Source organism: Novosphingobium resinovorum (genome assembly GCF_036352595.1).
GTDB classification, from domain to species: Bacteria; Pseudomonadota; Alphaproteobacteria; order Sphingomonadales; family Sphingomonadaceae; genus Novosphingobium; species Novosphingobium resinovorum_B.
Map to the genome: position 1 here is coordinate 30,993 of NZ_JAZFAX010000007.1, position 17,654 is coordinate 48,646.

Genomic DNA, 17,654 nt, shown 5'->3' on the forward strand with positions numbered 1-17,654 from the left:
TTTGGCCGCAGGGCGTTAGCATCGGCGCCAGGTGCCCGTCCGTAAGGCGGGAAGACATTAGTTAGAACGAGTATCAAGATCATGGCGGACCACGATCCGCCGGTTGCCAAAGTCGAAATGTCGGGAAAAGCCGAAGCGCCGGGTCGTCCGTCGCGGCGGCGCAAGGGACGAGGGGGCAGGGCGAAGACGTCGTCCGCACCCCCATCGAACCCCAAGCCTTCCGGCAAGAAAGCCAAGGGAAAGGCGCGCCGGAAGGGCGCGACCGCAAAGCCCGAGGCTGGCACGGCGCCGCGCGTAGACACACCATTCGGCCCGCATCCTGCGGCCCCCGTGCAACCGGTCCGCAAGGCTCCCTCTCAGGGGGAAACGGCGTCGGGTGTGCTCGCACCTTCGGGCAGCGGGCGTCAGGCCTATGCCGCGATCGATCTGGGCACCAACAACTGCCGCCTGCTGATCGCACGCCCCTCGGGTGAGAACTTCACGGTGATCGACGCCTTCAGCCGTGTCGTGCGGCTGGGGGAAGGGATCGCCCAGTCGGGCCGGCTGTCCGATGCGGCGATGGAGCGCACGCTCTCCGCCCTCAAGGTCTGCGCGGACAAGCTCATGCGTCGAAACGTTTATCTTGCCCGCTCGGTGGCGACCGAGGCGTGCCGCCGTGCCACCAACGGGCCCGAGTTCATCGAGCGCGTGCGGCAGGAGACCGGTATCCACCTCGACATCATCTCCGCGCGCGAGGAAGCGCGCCTGGCGGTGCTGGGGTGCCATGTGCTGCTCGAGGACGGGCTGGGCCCGGCGATGATCTTCGACATCGGCGGCGGCTCGACCGAACTCGTCCTGATCGAGAGTACCGGCACGGTGCCGCGCATTCTCGACTGGCAGTCGGTGCCCTGGGGTGTCGTCTCGCTTACCGAGAGTTGCGGTCCCGAAGGCGCAACGCGCGAGGAGCGCCTCGATCGCTACCGCCACATGCATGGCCTGGTCGCCGACAGTTTCGCCGCCTTCTCCAAGCGGGTCGCTCCCGCGCGCGCGAGTGCCAGCCAGGAAGGACCGCTGCGCCTGCTCGGCACCAGCGGCACCGTCACCACGCTCGCCAGTCTCCACCTGGAACTGCCGCAGTACGACAGGCGCATGGTCGACGGGCTGATCGTGCCGGCCGAATCGATGCGCGGCATCAGCACCCGGCTGTCCTCGATGGCGATCGAGGAACGGCGCGAACTCAACTGCATCGGGCGCGAGCGGGCCGACCTCGTGGTCGCCGGCTGCGCCATCCTCGAGGCGATCCTCGACCTCTGGCCCGCCGCGCGCCTCGGCGTCGCCGACCGTGGTATCCGCGAAGGCATCCTGCGCAGCCTGATCGCCTCGCATGCGCCGGGCCCAGCATCTGGAATACGAAACATGAGCAATACCATACGCAACGCAGTCCACGCCCGATGAGCCGTTCCGGCCGCGATCCGGGCGAGCGCCTGAAGACCGCCAAGAAGCGCTCGACCAGTTCGGCGCGCTGGCTGACGCGCCAGCTCAACGACCCTTACGTGAAGAAGGCCAAGGCCGACGGCTATCGCAGCCGCGCGGCCTACAAGCTGCTGGAACTCGACGAGAAGTTCGAACTGTTCAAGGGCGTCGAGCGCGCCGTCGATCTCGGCATCGCGCCGGGCGGCTGGAGCCAGGTGCTGCGTCTCAAGCGACCCAAGGCGAAGATCGTCGGCATCGACCTGCTGCCTACCGACCCGATCGAGGGCGTGACCATCTTCGAGATGGACTTCATGGCCGACGAGGCCCCGGCGGCGCTGGAAGGCGCGCTGGACGGCGCGCCCGACCTGGTCCTGTCGGACATGGCGGCGAACACCGTCGGTCACAAGCAGACCGATCACTTGCGCACCATGGGGCTGGTCGAGACGGCGGCAGACTTTGCCATCCAGTATCTCGCGCCCGGTGGGACGTTCGTGGCCAAAGTGCTGGCCGGAGGGACCGACACGCAGCTGCTCGGCCTGCTCAAGAAGCACTTCACGAGCGTCAAGCATGCCAAACCGCCTGCCAGCCGCAAGGATTCCTCGGAATGGTACGTCATCGCCAAGGGCTTCAAGGGCCGCGATTGACGCCGGATGCAGCCAGTCGGGTGAGATTTTCCCGCGGCTGGGATTTTCCCCAAGTGTAATCCCGCCGTTGGGCGGTCAACGTCGATGGTTTCCTTCCCGAGCTTGTCTCGGGGAGGGGGCCGCGACGCCTGCATCCTTGTCGCCCCTGCGCGAGCCGGACCGGGCAAAGAAAAAGGGGCGGATTTCTCCGCCCCTTTCGGGTGTCCCTTGCGGGACCAGCCTTCGAACCTTTGGCTTACTTGCCGAAGGTCGCGAACTGTTCGTTGCCGACGAAGCCGAACTTCGTGACGGCCGAGGCCTTGATGACCTGGAGAACCTGCGCCGACAGCTCATAGCTGGCTTCCGGCTCGGGCTGGAACTGGAGTTCCGGCTCGGGGTCCATACGGGTCGTCGCCTCGAGCGACTGGACGAGCCGGCTCTGGTCGATCTGGGTGCCGTTCCACATGATCTTGCTGTCCTGGGTCAGCACGATCTTGTTCTTGACGGGATCGATGATCGGTTGGTTCGGCGTCGGGGGGCTGGCGACGGGCAGATCGATATCGATCGAGTGCGTCGCCACCGGGATGGACATGATGAACATGATGAGGAGGCAGAGCATGACGTCGATCAACGGCGTCGTGTTCATCTCCATCATCGGCTCGCCATCAGATTTGCCAGCTGACATTGCCATGAGATGTTACTCCTGTTTCCCGCGCGTCAGCCGTTCGGGTCGATGGGGTTGGTGATGAAGCCAACCGTCGGATAACCCGAAATCTGAACGTTGTAGATCGCACCCGCGACGCAGCGCCAGGGCGACTCTACGTCACCGCGGATGTGAACCTGCGGGATGAGGTCCGGATTGGCCATGAGGGCCTGCGGGCCACCTTCGCGCTTCACGATCGCATCGAGACGCTTGAAGGCCTGGTCGCGCAGTTCCTCGGAAGTCACCGGCGTCACGTTGTTGATGTAGATGCGGCATTCACCGCCGCGGTTCGCACCCTGGAAACCGGGCTCGCCGGCGCTCTTGCCGGAAGCGTCGGTGGTCGAGACGGTCAGGAGGAGGTTCTCCACCTTGTCCTTCGACTCCTGGGCTACGATGACGGGGATGCGCAGCTTCTCGATCGTCTGGATCGCGACCGGGACCGCGATCAGGAAGATGATGAGCAGCACCAGCATGACGTCGACGAGCGGCGTCGTGTTGATGTCGGACATCGGTGTCTCTGCACCGCCTCCGCCCGTGGATATCGCCATAGTCTTATCCTAATCCTTGCGTTGCCTGGGGGCCGGCGACGGCCATTCGCATGCTTCGGGACCGTCGCCTTCAGTGACCCCGACGGGGGCGGACCGGGCGAGGTATGCCGGTCCGCATGTATCCCCGTGCTCTTACGGCTTGGCGGGAGCGGCAGCCGGCTTGGCGGCGGCCGGAGCGACCTTGGCCGGAGCCGCAGTGGCGGGCTTCACGGCGCCCTTCGAGTTGATGTTCGCGAGAACGTCGTTCGAGAAGCCGGTCAGCAGTTCGGCGATACGCTTGTTGCGCGACTGCAGGTAGTTGTAGGCAAGCACGGCCGGAACGGCGACGAGCAGACCCAGTGCGGTCATGATCAGAGCTTCACCGACCGGACCCGCGACCTTGTCGATCGAAGCCGAACCGGCGAGGCCGATGGCGATCAGGGCGCGGTAGATGCCGACGACGGTACCGAACAGACCGATGAACGGCGAGGTCGCACCGACGGTGGCGAGGAACGGCAGGCCGCCCGAGAGGCGAGCGTTGATGGTCGCTTCCGAACGGGCGAGCGAACCGTGCAGCCAGTCGTGCGCTTCGAGCGAGTCGGTCATCTTCGCGTGCTGCTCTTCAGCCGAGATGCCGTCCTCGACGAGCTGGCGCCATGCGCTGTTCTTTTCCAGCTTGGCAGCGCCCTCACGCAGGGTCGGAGCCTTCCAGAAGGTCGAGCGGATGGTGTTGAACTGGCGCAGGATCTTCGACTGTTCGAACCACTTGGTGAAGAGGATGTAGAACGAACCGAAGGACATGATGCCCAGGATGATGACGGTTGCGTAGGCGATGAAACCGCCCTGCTTCAGAGCTTCGGCGAAGCCGAACTTGTTCTGCGGCGCGGCTTCACCGGCAGCGGCAAGGATGTCAACGATAAGCATGCGATATACCTCTCAAGAAGAATGCAGGATGTGATCGGCCACCGGTCGAATTACCCAAGGACCAGGCCGATCCCTTGGAGATCAGTTGAGCTTGTAGACGATCGCGGTCGAATACGACGACGAAACGGGGTTGCCCGCATCGTCCAGCGCCGGGTCGAAGCGCGCGTAGCGCTGCATACCGTCGCAAGCCGCTTCGTCGAGGTCCGGGCTGCCGCTCGAGCTCGAGACCGAGCACGCGCTGACCTTGCCGTCGCCACCGACGGTGACGCGAACGCCGACGCGGCCTTCACGCTCTTCACGAGCGGCGCGGGTCGGATAGTTCGACTGGATGCGACCGGCCCAGCCGGCCTGACCCTTCGGCTTGACGCCGCGGGCCTTCGACGGACCGGGAGGCGGCGGCGGCGGAGCCGGCGGCGCTGCGGTCTGGATCACCACCGGCGGAGCCGGGGGCGGGGTGATCACGGTCTGCACCGGCGGCGGGGCCGGGGCGATGTTGATCGGCGGCGGCGGCGCCACGATGGGCGGCGGCGGCGTATCTTCCTTCGGAGGAGGCGGCGGTGGCTCTTCCTCCTTCGGTTTATCTTCCTTGATGTCCACGGTGGTCACCTTGTTGATGACCTTCTTCGCCGCCTCATAGGCCAGGCCGGTGACAAGCGCATAGCCGACGAAGACATGGATCAAGGCGACAATGACAAGAGCAACAACCTTGTTGGTGCTCATCTGCTGGTCAGCGTAAGCCATTCAGACGCATCACTCCATTACCAAGCCCCGGACAGAGGTCCAAAAAAGACATGTCCAAAGGCGCCCATGGACTCCCCCCCGGAAGAGGGAACCCATGACGAAACTCAAATTACCCACCCTGACGGCTAACAGTATGCCTGTCCGTGAACAATACGAAACGTATCAAACGGGAGGCGAACCGAGGGGCTTTTGATATTTTTGCCCCATTTTGCTGGCTTCTTAACGTCGAAGCCCACCCCACGCAACGCCTTATCGGCCCGGCGGGGGTTAACGCGCGATTCATGCCCGCTTAGGGCACATTGATCCAGTCCAATTTTGAGTTCGGGCCGCACAGCGGCTATAAGCCTTCGCATTTCCACGGAGATTCTCGTCAATGTCATTGAAAGCGCGCCCTCTTGCAGTGGCCCTGGCGGGTGCCTATCTCGCGCTGGCGCCGGTTGCGGCCAGTGCCCAGGGCATTCTCGAAACCCCCGGCGAGGTCACTTATGCCGACATCGCCGATCTTGCCGATTCGGCAGGCGTGGTCGTGCAGGTGCAGATCGCCAAGATGACCCGCGTGGAGAACGAGCGTGCCCGTGGCCTCGCCCCGGGTCATGGCCGTTTCTACATGGAAGCGAAGACCAGGGCGCTGCTGACCGGCAAGACGCCGATCGGCGAATCGGTGCGCTATCTCGTCGATCTGCCGCTCGACGCCAAGGGCAAGGCGCCCAAGCTCAAGAAGCAGGACGTCTTCCTGTTCGCGCGCGCGGTGCCCGGTCGTCCGGGCGAACTGCAGCTGGTCTGGCCGACCGCACAGCAGCTCTGGAATCCCGCGCGCGAGGCGCGGCTGCGCTCGATCCTGCAGGCTCTGGTGGCGCCGGACGCCCCGGCCAGGATTACCGGCGTGCGCGAATTGCTGTTCGTTCCGGGCACTCTGGCCGGGCAGGGCGAGACGCAGATATTCCTCAACACCCACGACAATTCCGCGGCCTCGATCACCGTGCGGCATGAGCAGGGGCAGGCGCCCATCTGGGGTGTCTCGTTCTCGGAACTGGTCGCCGACACCAGCCATCCGCCCGCGCCCGACACGCTCGAATGGTATCGCCTCGCCTGCTTCCTGCCCCGTACGCCGCCGGCTGCCGCCAATGTCTCGGGCACTTTCGGCGAGCAGCAGCAGGCGCTGGCGGACTATCGCACGGTCTTGGCGCAACTCGGACCCTGCGCGCGCACGCTCAAGTGACGCGCGGCGTCCCGCCGGCGACGTATCGACTGGAAATTCCAACCCGCCTGCCTTAGGGCCCGCTCCCGAAAAGGAGCTGACATGGCCGAACCGCTGAATATTGCGCTTGCCGGACTGGGAACCGTCGGAGGGGGCGTCGTGCGCCTCATCGAGACCAACGCGGCGCTGATCGCCCGCCGCGCCGGCCGGCCGATCCGCATCGCCGCCGTCAGCGCGCGCGACCGTACCAAGGATCGCGGCGTCGACCTCTCGGGCTACGACTGGGTGGACGACACCGCCGCCCTTGCCGCGCGCGACGACATCGACGTGGTGGTGGAGATGGTCGGCGGCTCTGACGGTCCCGCGCTTTCGCTGGCGCGCAACGCCATCGCCGGGGGCAAGGGCCTGGTCACCGCCAACAAGGCGATGATCGCCCACCACGGTCTCGAACTCGCCGCGGCCGCCGAAGCAAAAGGCGTGGCGCTCAAATTCGAGGCGGCCGTCGCGGGCGGCATCCCGGTCATCAAGGGCCTGTCCGAAGGCGCCGCCGCCAATGCCATCGAGCGCGTCTATGGCATCCTCAACGGCACCTGCAACTACATCCTCTCGACCATGGAGGACACCGGAGCCGACTTCGCCGACGTCCTCGCCGACGCGCAGAAGCTGGGCTATGCGGAGGCCGACCCGACCTTCGACATCGAGGGCATCGATGCCGCGCACAAGCTGTCGATCCTGGCGGCGATCGCCTTCGGATCGCAGTTGCGCTTCGACGCGGTGGAGACGATGGGGATCAGCCGCGTCAAGGCCGCCGACATCGAGCAGGCCCGCTCGCTCGGCTATGTGATCCGGCTGATCGGCACGGCCGGCGTGGACAACGCGCAGGCCAACGGAGCGGGCGGCGCGCCCCGCCTGTTCCAGCGCGTGCGCCCGCACCTCGTCCCGATCGATCATCCGCTGGCCCATGTCGACGGGGCGACCAACGCGGTCGTGGCGGAAGGCAACTTCATGGGCCGCCTGCTGTTCCAGGGCGCGGGCGCCGGTGACGGTCCGACCGCCAGCGCCGTCGTCGCCGACATCATCGACATCGCGCGCGGCGAGAAGGGTGCGGCGTTCTCGATGCCCGCCGGCGAGCTTGAGGCGATGGAACCGGCCGAGACCGGGCACCGCGTCGGCAGCGCCTATATCCGCTTCACCGTGCCCGACCGTCCGGGCGTGCTGGCCGACATCACCGCCGCCATGCGCGACGCCGGGGTCTCGATCGAAAGCCTGATCCAGAAGGGCGATCCCGACCAGGACGGCGAGGTGATCCTGGCCGTAGTGACTCATCCGGGGCCGGAGAGCGCCGTGACCGAGGCGATGCGCATCCTCGACGGGTCGGACAGCCTGACCGCCAAGCCGCTGGTGATGCAGATTCTGGGGGCCTGAGTTTCGGGCCCCGGTCTGGCTGCGGCATCGTCATTCCCGCCTTCGCGGGGATGACGATGGGCTCAATCAGGCATGATTGCAGAGCGCGATGACGGGGGGGCGGACCACTATTCGGCCTCTCCATTCGTCATTGGGAGCGATGACGATCCACGGATAAAAGTCATCGCGCCCTAAGGCGCGCGCAGTTCGCCCCTGGCGATCTTGTCCGCGTCCGAACCGGCGGGAGCTTCGGGAATCGAGGACAGGTCTATAAGGTAGGGCTGCTCGGGCGGGCAGGGCGGGATCAGGCACATGCCGCTCATCGTCGGCTTGCCCCGGAAAATCCCCTTGCCGGCAATGTCCGGCGGATCCAGCCGGCCATCCCTGGCCCCGGCGCCGGTGGGGTCGTCGTCGGCGGTGGAGGGGACGCGGTATTCGTCGGGGGTGGGGGCGCAGACCACGATTTCCCCCTGCTTCATCGTGCGCAGACAGGCGTTGCGCGAAGTATCCTTCGTGATTCGGCCACCGGCGCCCAACATCTTCTCGGCTATCGCACGGTCACCATCGGAGGCCTCCTGAGCAATCGCCGGGGCGGGCGCGATTATTGCAAGTGCGAAAAGGTAACGCCAGCTTCTCGACAATTCAAAATCCTCTGTCTAAGCGGATCAAACCTCTTTTTCCTCCCTGGAATTACTCCGGAGTGAACATGCCCGAAAACACGACACCCGCAAGTCACGTACTCGATCGCGTCCTGGTCCTCGAAATGGTGCGTGTCACCGAGGCCGCCGCGATCGCTGCATCCACCCTCATTGGACGCGGAGACGAGAAGGCTGCCGATCATGCAGCAGTCGAAGCGATGCGCAAGGCCTTTGACGGCCTCTACATCGACGGCACCGTCGTTATCGGCGAAGGCGAGCGCGACGAAGCGCCGATGCTGTTCATCGGCGAGAAGGTCGGCGGCGCGCCCGGCAAGGGCCCCAAGATCGACATCGCGCTCGATCCGCTGGAAGGCACCACCATCACCGCGAAGGCCGGCCCGAACTCGCTGGCGGTGCTCGCCGCCGCCGAGGAAGGCGGCCTGCTCAACGCGCCCGACGTCTACATGGACAAGATCGCGGTCGGCCCGGGCTATCCGGACGGCGTGATCGACCTTGCCAGGACGCCGACCCAGAACGTCGAGGCGGTCGCCGCCGCCAAGGGCGTGAAGCCGGAAGACATCATCGTCTGCGTGCTCGACCGTCCCCGCCACGAGGCGCTGATCGCCGAACTGCGCGCGATCGGCTGCGGCGTCGTGCTGATCGGTGACGGTGACGTCGCCGGCGTGATCGCGGTGACCGACGAGGACACCACGATCGACCTCTACATGGGTTCGGGCGGTGCGCCGGAAGGCGTCCTCGCCGCAGCCGCGCTGCGCTGCGTCGGTGGCCAGTTCAACGGCCGCCTGCTGTTCCGCAACGACGACGAGCGCGCCCGCGCCCGCAAGTGGGGCATCACCGACCTCGACAAGATCTACAAGCTGGAAGAACTGGCCAAGGGCGACTGCATCTTCGCGGCCACCGGCGTGACCAGCGGTTCGCTGCTCGACGGCGTCAAGCGTCGCAAGGGCGGCGTGATGACCACCGAGAGCGTGGTGATGCGCGCCAGCTCGGGCACCGTGCGCTGGATCAAGGGCGAGCACCGCCTCTGATCCGGCCCTCGGGCTGAGTTCGAAAAGGCCGCCTCCGGTTGGACCGGGGGCGGCCTTTTCGTTGGCAGGCAGCGCAGTGGCCGGGGCGGGTCGCAGGCGCGTCATCGCGGATCGAATCCGGGATGATGGATGACGAAAACCCCAGTGCCACTATTGCAATCCGGCGACACCCGGCTACAGGGCCGGTCCCAACGACCGACCGCCAGGAACCGTCACGGGGATTCGCAAATGAAGATCATGTCCGGCAACAGCAACCTGCCGCTCGCACGCGCGATCGCAGGCTATCTCGAACTGCCGCTCACCGACGCCGCCGTCCGCCGCTTCGCGGACGAGGAGATCTTCGTGGAGATCCACGAGAACGTGCGCGGCGAGGACGTCTTCGTGGTCCAGCCGACCAGCTACCCCGTCAACGACAACCTGATGGAACTGCTGATCTGCATCGACGCGCTGCGCCGCGCCTCGGCCAAGCGCATCACGGCCGTGGTCCCCTATTTCGGCTACGCCCGCCAGGACCGCAAGCCGGGGCCGCGTACCCCGATCTCGGCCAAGCTGGTCGCCAACCTGATGACCGAGGCCGGCGCCGACCGCGTCCTTTCGGTCGATCTGCACGCCGGACAGATCCAGGGCTTCTTCGATATCCCGACCGACAACCTGTTCGCGGCCCCGGTGATGGCGGCGGACATCCAGGCCCGCTACGGCGACCAGTCGCTGATGGTGGTCTCGCCCGACGTCGGCGGCGTGGTCCGCGCCCGCGCACTCGCCAAGCGGCTCGACAATGCGCCGCTGTCGATCGTCGACAAGCGTCGCGACCGTCCGGGCCAGTCGGAAGTCATGAACATCATCGGCGACGTCAAGGGCCGCGCCTGCATCCTGATCGACGACATCATCGATTCGGGCGGCACCCTGTGCAACGCCGCGCAGGCGCTGATGGACGAGGGCGCGGCCAGCGTCACCGCCTACATCACCCACGGCGTCCTGTCGGGCGCGGCGGTGAGCCGCGTGACCAACTCCGCGCTCAAGGAACTGGTCATCACCGATTCGATCATGCCGACCGATGCGGCCAAGGCTTCGGACAAGATTCGCATCCTGCCGATCGCCCCGCTGCTCGGCGAGGCGATCCGCCGCATCGCCGACGAAAGCTCGGTGTCGAGCCTGTTCGACTGAGCCGATTTCGTCATAGCGGGTGAAACGAAACGACCCGGGGCGGCATCACGCTGCTCCGGGTCGTTTCGTTTCACTCGCCATGATGTCTGCGGCCTCATTCCCAGGGGCGGCTCTGTCCCGGCTCGATCCGGTGCAGCGCTTCCAGGCGCCGGGCCTGCCGCGATTCGAGCGCGAGCGTCAGGATCGGCTGGGGATTGGCCACGAACTGACGCGGCGACATCCCGAACAGGTCGGTGAACTCGTGGATCAGGTGGCTCTCGTCGTAATAACGCAGCGCCATCTCCTCCCCTTCCGCCGTATCGGCGACGCCGCGCAGGTGGCTGGCCATGTCGAGGGCGCGGGCGCGGCGCAGCACCTGCTTGGGCGGCATGCCGAAATCGCGGCTGACCACGCGTTCCAGCTTGCGGCGATCCACCCCGCACTCCGCGGCTGCGGCACTGACGGAAATGCCGGGGTCGCGCAGGGAAATCTCCTCGAACTGCACCGTCACCGGATCGGGTGGCGCGCCGCCCAGCCGCTCGACTTGCGTGCGTACCAGCCCCTCGAGCGCGAGCAGCCATTCCTCGGGCGTGGCGTCGGGGGCCAGCACCGAGAGGAATTCGTTCGAAGGCGCGGTCATCACGTCGGTGGGAACGACCCGGTCGACGAACTCTCCCACGCGCGGCAGGCGCAGCGAGGTGCCGGTGCCGGGGCGGATCGCGTAGCCCACGCTGATGAAGCTGCCGGTCACCGAAACCGGCATGTGCCGCGATTGCGGGCCGAAGAAGAAGGCACCCCGGCGCGTGCTCACGGGGCCGTCCTGTGTCTGGGCCTGCCATTCGCCGGCCAGTTGGATGCGCACCATGGCGGTGTCGTTGAACAGCCCGCAGGAGATCGCGTAATCCTCGGGAATGGCGACCTTGGTGACGTAGAGCCGCCCCAGCCACGGAGCAAGGTCCGCCGCCGGTGCGCGGTTGTAGGACAATGGCTGCCCGTCTCGTGTCATGCCCTGTTGCGGCGCGATCGTGGGATCGACCGCCGGGCGGTTCCTGCGCTGCATGGATACTCTGACTGAAAGGATACCCCTCGAAAGGCGATAAATGCGCGGGAGGGCCGGGGCAATGCGCGAATTTCTACAAGCCCTGTTAGACTCCTTGTATTTTCTTGCAGGTAGGCCTGTGAATTCGAGGAAACTTGACCGCATCGCCCCGGCACGGGCAGAGCAGGCACATGAAACTCGACCAGGACATAGCCCTCGCCCTGCGCCTCGCCGATGCGGCGGGGGAGGCGATTCGCCCGCACTTCCGCACCGGCCTCGCCGCCGACCGCAAGTCCGACGCCTCTCCCGTCACCGTCGCCGACCGCGCCGCCGAGGAAGCTATGCGCCGCATCCTCAAGGCCGAAGTCCCGCGTGACACGGTCATCGGCGAGGAGTTCGGCACCGAGGCGGGCGCCTCCAACCGGACCTGGGTGCTCGATCCGATCGACGGCACCATCTCGTTCATGGGCGGGCGTGCGACCTTCGGCACGCTGATCGCGCTGCTGGTCGACGGCTGGCCGGTGCTGGGGATCATCGACCAGCCCATCCTGAACGAGCGCTGGGTCGGCGCCAGCGGCCACGCCACCACTTTCAACCGCCGCGAAGTGCGCACCCGCCCCTGCCGCGAACTCTCCGACATGATGCTGGCGACGACAGGCCCGCAGTACTTCGACGACCATCAGGGCGCCCACTTCATGGCGCTGGCGGCCAAGACCGACCACAAGCGCATGATGTTCGGCGGCGACTGCTACAACTACGGGCTGCTGGCGAGCGGCCACATCGACCTCGTCTGCGAGGCGGGGCTAAAGCTGCACGACTGGGCGGCGCTGGTCCCCATCGTCGAGGGCGCGGGCGGCATCATGTGCGACTGGAACGGCGAGCCCCTGAATGCGGACTCCGGCGGCGAAGTGCTGGCGATCGGCGACCCGGCGCGGCTGGAGGACGTGATCGAGGCAATGGCCTGTGACAATCACGGCCATCATCACGACTGACCTTTGAGGCTGTTCTTCTACGGCACGCTGCGCCCCGATGCGGATACGCCGATGGCGCGGTGGATTGCGGCGCGGTCGATCCGGGCCGAGCCGGGCGAGGTGCCGGGGCGGCTTTACGCGGTCCCGGACGCGCGAGGCTGGTATCCGGCGCTGGTGCCGGGTTTGGGGCACGTGCGCGGGGTACTGTGCGACCTGCGGTTGCGACCGGTCGATCTCGCGCGGCTGGATACCTATGAAGGGCGCGAGTATCGGCGCCTTGCCCTGCCGGTGCGCACGAGCGCAGGGCGGGTCACCGCCCAGGCCTATATATGGCGAAAAGGTCTGCCGGATGGCCCCACCATCGGCCCGGACTTCCTCGAATGGCTGCACGGCATTCGGGGTGTGGCGTACTCGCCATCCCGGACCTCATGGCGGCAGGGGCTTCGACAAGCTCAGCCTGAGCGGATCTGAGAGAAAACCTGAGATCCCGCTCAGGCTGAGCTTGTCGAAGCCCCCGCGTTAAAACGGGCCGCTTGCCTTTCCTGCATCCAGCCACTAAGGGCGCGTCCTTCAATCGACACGGTCGAGTCTGCCCCTGGGGAGATTCGCGGGTCGGCCTGGCGAAAAGGGCTGCCATGGCCGGCGGGACGTGTCCCGATCAAAGGAGACGAAAATGCCCAAGCTGAAGACCAAGAGCGGCGTGAAGAAGCGCTTCAAGCTCACCGCCACCGGCAAGGTGAAGCACGGCGTAGCCGGCAAGCGCCACCGCCTCATGAGCCATAACGGCAAGTACATCCGCCAGAACCGCGGCACCGAAGTCATTTCCGACGCCGATGCCAAGGTCATCAAGAAGTGGGCGCCCTACGGGCTCAACTGAGGAGTACTGACGAATGAGCCGTATCAAGAGGGGTGTCACCACCCGCGCAAAGCACAAGCGGATTCTGGACCAGGCCAAGGGCTACCGTGGTCGCCGCAAGAACACCATCCGCGTCGCACGCCAGGCCGTCGAAAAGGCCGGCCAGTACGCGTACCGTGACCGCAAGATCAAGAAGCGCACCTTCCGCGCTCTCTGGATCCAGCGCATCAACGCGGCTGTCCGCGCTGAAGGCCTGACCTACTCGCAGTTCATCCATGGCGTGAAGCTCGCCGGGATCGAACTGGACCGCAAGACGATGGCCGACCTCGCCATGAACGAAGGCGGCGTGTTCAGCACCGTCATCGCGCAGGCGAAGGCAGCTCTGCCCGCGGCGGCGTAAGCCACCGACGCGTAAAGCTCCTCAGCTTCATCGCGCGATTTCAAAGGGCGTGGATGGCATGTGCCGTCCGCGCCCTTTTCGCGTTTGCGGCGCGCGACGTTTCTTCCTTTCACCCCGTCGCCCTGAACTTGTTTCAGGGTCCATTGGGCAGCGTGGGCCGGAGCGTCGGGGCCATGGCGCCGCAATGGCTTTTCAGGGTCACACCACCGGGTGGTCGGCTCGATGGACCCTGAAACAAGTTCAGGATGACGAAGGGCAAGACGAGAGTGCCCGCACCGCCCCTCACACATTGCGATCCGCGCCCCTTCTCCCTAAGGAGCGCAACACCAAACATCGAACATTCAACAGTGAGACGACCAGTGGACCACGCAGCAACCGGCCAGGAGGCGCTATCCCGCATCGCGGGCGCCGATGATCTCGATACGCTGGAGTCGCTGCGCGTCGAATTTCTGGGCAAGCAGGGCTCGATCTCGGGCCTGCTCAAGACGCTGGGCAAGCTCGACCCCGAGGAGCGCAAGGTCGAGGGGCCGAAGATCCACGCCCTGCGCGAAAGCGTGAGCGATGCGCTCACCGCCCGCAAGGACACCCTCGAAACCGCCGCGCTCGACGCGCGCCTTGCGGCCGAGACGATCGACCTCTCGCTCCCTGCGCCCGCCACTCCGCGCGGCGCCGTGCATCCCGTCTCGCAGGTGATGGACGAACTGGCCGAAGTCTTCGCCGATCTTGGCTTCGCGGTCGCCACCGGACCGGAGATCGAGGACGACTGGCACAACTTCACCGCGCTCAACATGCCCGAAAGCCACCCGGCGCGCGCGATGCATGACACCTTCTATTTCCCGGACCGCAACGACGACGGCCGCGAGATGCTGCTGCGCACGCATACCTCGCCGGTGCAGATCCGCTCGATGATCCAGCAGGGCGCGCCCATCCGCATCATCGCGCCGGGCCGCGTCTACCGCTCGGACAGCGACGCCACGCACACCCCGATGTTCCACCAGATCGAGGGCCTCGTCATCGACAAGGGCATCCACCTCGGCCACCTGAAGTGGACGCTGGAAGCCTTCCTCAAGGCCTTCTTCGAGCGCGACGACATCGTCCTGCGCCTGCGCCCCAGCTACTTCCCCTTCACCGAACCCTCGATCGAGGTGGATGTGGGCTACTCCAGCCAGGGCGGCCGCAGGGTCGTCGGCGGCTCGGGCGATGCGCCGGGCCATGCCTGGATGGAAGTGCTTGGTTCGGGGATGGTCAACCGCCGCGTGATCGCGGCGGGCGGCATCGACCCTGACGAATGGCAGGGCTTCGCCTTCGGCATCGGCGTCGATCGCCTCGCCATGCTCAAGTACGGGATGGACGACCTGCGCGCCTTCTTCGACGGCGATGTGCGCTGGCTCTCCCACTACGGTTTCTCCGCCCTCGACGTGCCGACCCTTTCGGGCGGCGTCGGTACGCCGGCCTGAGCGCGGAAAAAGGATTTAGACGATGAAGTTCTCGCTCTCCTGGCTCAAGCAGTACCTGGAAACCGAAGCGGGCGTCGAGCAGATCGCCGCCACGCTCAACGCCATCGGCCTTGAGGTCGAAGGCATCGAAGACCCTGCCGCGAAGCTGGAAGGCTTCCGCGTGGCGAAGGTGCTCACGGCTGAAAAGCACCCGCAGGCGGACAAGCTGCAGGTCCTGACCGTCGATACCGGCGACAAGGTGCTGACCGTGGTTTGCGGCGCGCCTAATGCACGCGCTGGCCTTGTCGGCGTGCTCGGCCTGCCGGGCGCGGTGGTGCCGGCCAACGGCATGACGCTCAAGGTTGCGGCCGTGCGCGGCGTCGAATCGAACGGCATGATGTGCTCCACGCGCGAGCTGGAGCTGGGCGAGGACCACGACGGCATCATCGAACTGCCCGAGGATGCGCCGGTTGGCACGCCCTTCGCGCAGTATCACGGCGCCGATCCGGTCATCGACGTGTCGATCACCCCCAACCGTCCGGACTGCATGGGCGTTTACGGCATCGCTCGCGATCTGGCGGCAGCGGGCCTCGGCACCCTCAAGCCGATCATCGCGCCCGAGGCCGCAGGCACTTTCCCCTGCCCGGTCGAGGTGCGTACCGATGATGCCGAGGGCTGCCCGGCATTCTACGGCCGCGTCATCAAGGGCGTGAAGAACGGCCCCTCGCCGCAGTGGCTGCAAGATGCGCTCACGTCCGCGGGCCAGCGGCCGATCTCGGCGCTGGTCGATGCGACCAACTACGTGATGCTCACGTATGGCCGCCCGGCCCACGCCTACGACCTCGCCAAGCTGACCGGCGCCGTCGTCGCCCGCCGCGCGGTGGAGGGCGAGACGATCGAGGCGCTGAACGAGAAGACCTACACGCTCGACGCCGAGATGACCGTGATCGCCGACGACAGCGGCGTCCACGACATCGCGGGCATCATGGGCGGTCTGCACTCGGGCTGCGGTGATGCCACCACCGACGTCCTGCTCGAAATCGCCTACTTCGATCCCGAGCGGATCGCGAAGACCGGACGCAAGCTCAACCTCACCTCCGACGCGCGCGGTCGCTTCGAGCGCGGGATCGACCCGCAGTTCCTCGACACCGGCCTTGCCCTGCTGACGAACCTGATCGTCGAGCTGTGCGGCGGCGAAGTCTCCGAGATCGTGCGCGCGGGCGCCGCTCCGGGCACGCCCAAGATCGTCCACTTCGCGTCCTCGCTGGTGGAGAAGCTGGGCGGCGTCACGGTCACGCCGGGCGAACAGCAGCGCATTCTGGAAAGCCTCGGCTTCTCCGTCGTCGAAGCTGACGACTGGGCCGTCACCGTTCCCGGCTGGCGTCCCGACGTGGACGGCGCCCCCGACATCGTCGAGGAAATCGTGCGCATCCACGGCCTCGACAAGGTCGAGAGCGTGCCGCTTCCCCGCGCCGACGGCGTCGCCAAGCCCACCGCCACCCCGGCGCAGGCACTGGAACGGCGCGTGCGCCGCGCCGCTGCGGCGCGCGGGCTTCAGGAAGCCGTCACCTGGTCGTTCCTGCCCGAGCCCGCCGCCGAGGCTTTCGCCGAAGGTCCGCTGTGGGTGCTCGCCAATCCGATCAGCGAGGACATGAAGGCCATGCGCCCCTCGCTGCTGCCGGGCCTGCTGATGGCGGCGAAGCGCAACCTCGATCGCGGCGCGGCCTCGCTGCGCCTGTTCGAGATCGGCCGCCGCTATCTGCGCGGTGCCGGCGGGGCGAGCGATGAACGGCTGACGCTGGGCGTCGTCCTCGCGGGCGAGAAAACGCCACGCGGCTGGGCGACCGGCAAGGCGACGGCGTTCGACGCCTACGACGCCAAGGCCGAAGTGCTGGCGCTGCTGGCCGAGGCTGGCGCCCCGGTCGACAAGCTGCAGGTCATGGGTGAAGCTGGTCCCCAGTTCCACCCCGGCCAGTCGGCGACGCTGCGCCTCGGCCCCAAGACGGTGCTGGCGCGCTTTGGCATGCTGCACCCGAAGACGGCGAAGCAGTTCGACGTCGATGGCCCGGTGGCGGTCGCCGAACTGTTCCTCGACGCCATTCCCGGCAAGAAGGGCACGCCCGGCTTCGCCCGCGTCTCCTACGCGCCCCCGGCGCTGCAGGCGGTGACGCGCGACTATGCGTTCCTCGTGCCTGCAGAGCTGCCCTCGGGCGATCTCGTGCGGCTGGTGCAGGGCGCGGACAAGGCCAACATCGTCGCGGTGCGCCTGTTCGACGACTTCCGTGGCAACGGCGTGCCCGAGGGGCAGAAGTCGCTCGCGCTCGAAGTCACGCTCCAGCCGGTCGAGGCCAGTTACAAGGAAGCCGACCTCAAGGCGATCAGCGAAAAGGTGACCGCCGCCGCCGCCAAGCTGGGCGCGGTGCTGCGGGGGTGATGCAAGACCCTTCGACAAGCTCAGGGTGAGCGGAGGCAGGCTAAAACCTCCCAATCCCGCTCAGGCTGAGCTTGTCGAAGCCCCGGAGACGGGGCGCCACGCGGCAGGGGCTTCGA

Annotated in this window: 18 protein-coding genes; 12 read left to right on the forward strand and 6 right to left on the reverse strand. The window is 66.6% G+C overall.

The window, feature by feature from the left end; translation table 11 throughout:
- Positions 1–81: 81 nt before the first annotated feature.
- The gene (locus tag V2S85_RS08700) at positions 82–1,434 is read left to right on the forward strand and encodes a Ppx/GppA phosphatase family protein (protein ID WP_330702475.1); all 1,353 of its coding nucleotides are present in this window, start codon (positions 82–84) and stop codon (positions 1,432–1,434) included.
- Positions 1,431–2,096 carry an RlmE family RNA methyltransferase gene (locus V2S85_RS08705; protein ID WP_330702476.1) on the forward strand — a complete coding sequence of 222 codons (666 nt, stop codon included), beginning with the start codon at positions 1,431–1,433 and terminating at the stop codon, positions 2,094–2,096. The genes V2S85_RS08700 and V2S85_RS08705 overlap by 4 nt, the downstream gene beginning before the upstream one ends.
- A gap of 235 nt (positions 2,097–2,331) precedes the next feature.
- Here the strand turns inward: V2S85_RS08705 and V2S85_RS08710 are convergent, their stop codons facing one another.
- From V2S85_RS08710 to V2S85_RS08725, 4 genes are all read right to left on the reverse strand, one after another.
- Positions 2,332–2,766, reverse strand: coding sequence for a biopolymer transporter ExbD (locus tag V2S85_RS08710; protein WP_330702477.1), 435 nt, complete (start codon positions 2,764–2,766; stop codon positions 2,332–2,334).
- Positions 2,767–2,792: 26 nt separating this feature from the next.
- Complete coding sequence (locus V2S85_RS08715) at positions 2,793–3,326, reverse strand: biopolymer transporter ExbD (RefSeq protein ID WP_330702478.1); 534 nt, start codon at positions 3,324–3,326, stop codon at positions 2,793–2,795.
- 132 nt (positions 3,327–3,458) lie between these two features.
- Positions 3,459–4,229 carry a MotA/TolQ/ExbB proton channel family protein gene (locus tag V2S85_RS08720; RefSeq protein ID WP_330702479.1) on the reverse strand — a complete coding sequence of 257 codons (771 nt, stop codon included), beginning with the start codon at positions 4,227–4,229 and terminating at the stop codon, positions 3,459–3,461.
- Between the two features lie 81 nt (positions 4,230–4,310).
- Positions 4,311–4,970, reverse strand: coding sequence for a TonB family protein (locus tag V2S85_RS08725; protein WP_330702480.1), 660 nt, complete (start codon positions 4,968–4,970; stop codon positions 4,311–4,313).
- Between the two features lie 373 nt (positions 4,971–5,343).
- On the opposite strand from V2S85_RS08725, the gene V2S85_RS08730 reads away from it, so the two are divergent.
- Together V2S85_RS08730 and V2S85_RS08735 are read left to right on the forward strand one after the other, a co-directional pair.
- On the forward strand, positions 5,344–6,189 hold the full coding sequence (locus tag V2S85_RS08730) for a hypothetical protein (protein ID WP_330702481.1): 846 nt from the start codon (positions 5,344–5,346) through the stop codon (positions 6,187–6,189).
- Between the two features lie 81 nt (positions 6,190–6,270).
- Complete coding sequence (locus V2S85_RS08735; RefSeq protein ID WP_330702482.1) at positions 6,271–7,593, forward strand: homoserine dehydrogenase; 1,323 nt, start codon at positions 6,271–6,273, stop codon at positions 7,591–7,593.
- A gap of 170 nt (positions 7,594–7,763) precedes the next feature.
- Here V2S85_RS08735 and V2S85_RS08740 read toward each other — a convergent pair whose 3' ends face one another.
- Positions 7,764–8,051 (reverse strand): hypothetical protein, encoded by a 288-nt coding sequence (locus V2S85_RS08740; protein ID WP_330702483.1) that lies wholly within the window; start codon positions 8,049–8,051, stop codon positions 7,764–7,766.
- 227 nt (positions 8,052–8,278) lie between these two features.
- Between V2S85_RS08740 and glpX the strand changes: the two genes are divergently transcribed.
- Together glpX and V2S85_RS08750 are read left to right on the forward strand one after the other, a co-directional pair.
- Positions 8,279–9,259: a class II fructose-bisphosphatase gene (glpX, locus tag V2S85_RS08745; RefSeq protein ID WP_330702484.1), complete on the forward strand. Its 981-nt coding sequence runs from the start codon at positions 8,279–8,281 to the stop codon at positions 9,257–9,259.
- A 228-nt stretch (positions 9,260–9,487) separates the two neighbouring features.
- Complete coding sequence (locus tag V2S85_RS08750; RefSeq protein WP_330702485.1) at positions 9,488–10,423, forward strand: ribose-phosphate pyrophosphokinase; 936 nt, start codon at positions 9,488–9,490, stop codon at positions 10,421–10,423.
- A gap of 94 nt (positions 10,424–10,517) precedes the next feature.
- Here V2S85_RS08750 and V2S85_RS08755 read toward each other — a convergent pair whose 3' ends face one another.
- Positions 10,518–11,462 (reverse strand): helix-turn-helix transcriptional regulator, encoded by a 945-nt coding sequence (locus V2S85_RS08755; protein WP_330702486.1) that lies wholly within the window; start codon positions 11,460–11,462, stop codon positions 10,518–10,520.
- Positions 11,463–11,632: 170 nt separating this feature from the next.
- On the opposite strand from V2S85_RS08755, the gene V2S85_RS08760 reads away from it, so the two are divergent.
- The 6 genes from V2S85_RS08760 (at position 11,633) to pheT (ending at position 17,538) form a co-directional block, all read left to right on the forward strand.
- On the forward strand, positions 11,633–12,433 hold the full coding sequence (locus V2S85_RS08760) for an inositol monophosphatase family protein (protein ID WP_330702487.1): 801 nt from the start codon (positions 11,633–11,635) through the stop codon (positions 12,431–12,433).
- Between the two features lie 3 nt (positions 12,434–12,436).
- Positions 12,437–12,883 (forward strand): gamma-glutamylcyclotransferase family protein, encoded by a 447-nt coding sequence (locus V2S85_RS08765; RefSeq protein WP_330702488.1) that lies wholly within the window; start codon positions 12,437–12,439, stop codon positions 12,881–12,883.
- A 202-nt stretch (positions 12,884–13,085) separates the two neighbouring features.
- Entirely contained in the window at positions 13,086–13,289 is a 204-nt protein-coding gene (gene rpmI / locus V2S85_RS08770) for a 50S ribosomal protein L35 (RefSeq protein WP_008829613.1), read from the forward strand.
- A gap of 13 nt (positions 13,290–13,302) precedes the next feature.
- Positions 13,303–13,668 carry a 50S ribosomal protein L20 gene (gene rplT / locus V2S85_RS08775; protein WP_008829612.1) on the forward strand — a complete coding sequence of 122 codons (366 nt, stop codon included), beginning with the start codon at positions 13,303–13,305 and terminating at the stop codon, positions 13,666–13,668.
- Between the two features lie 359 nt (positions 13,669–14,027).
- A complete protein-coding gene (pheS, locus tag V2S85_RS08780) occupies positions 14,028–15,125 on the forward strand; it encodes a phenylalanine--tRNA ligase subunit alpha (protein WP_330702489.1) in 1,098 nt (365 codons plus the stop codon).
- A gap of 22 nt (positions 15,126–15,147) precedes the next feature.
- On the forward strand, positions 15,148–17,538 hold the full coding sequence (gene pheT / locus V2S85_RS08785) for a phenylalanine--tRNA ligase subunit beta (protein ID WP_330702490.1): 2,391 nt from the start codon (positions 15,148–15,150) through the stop codon (positions 17,536–17,538).
- The last annotated feature ends 116 nt before the right edge of the window (positions 17,539–17,654 follow it).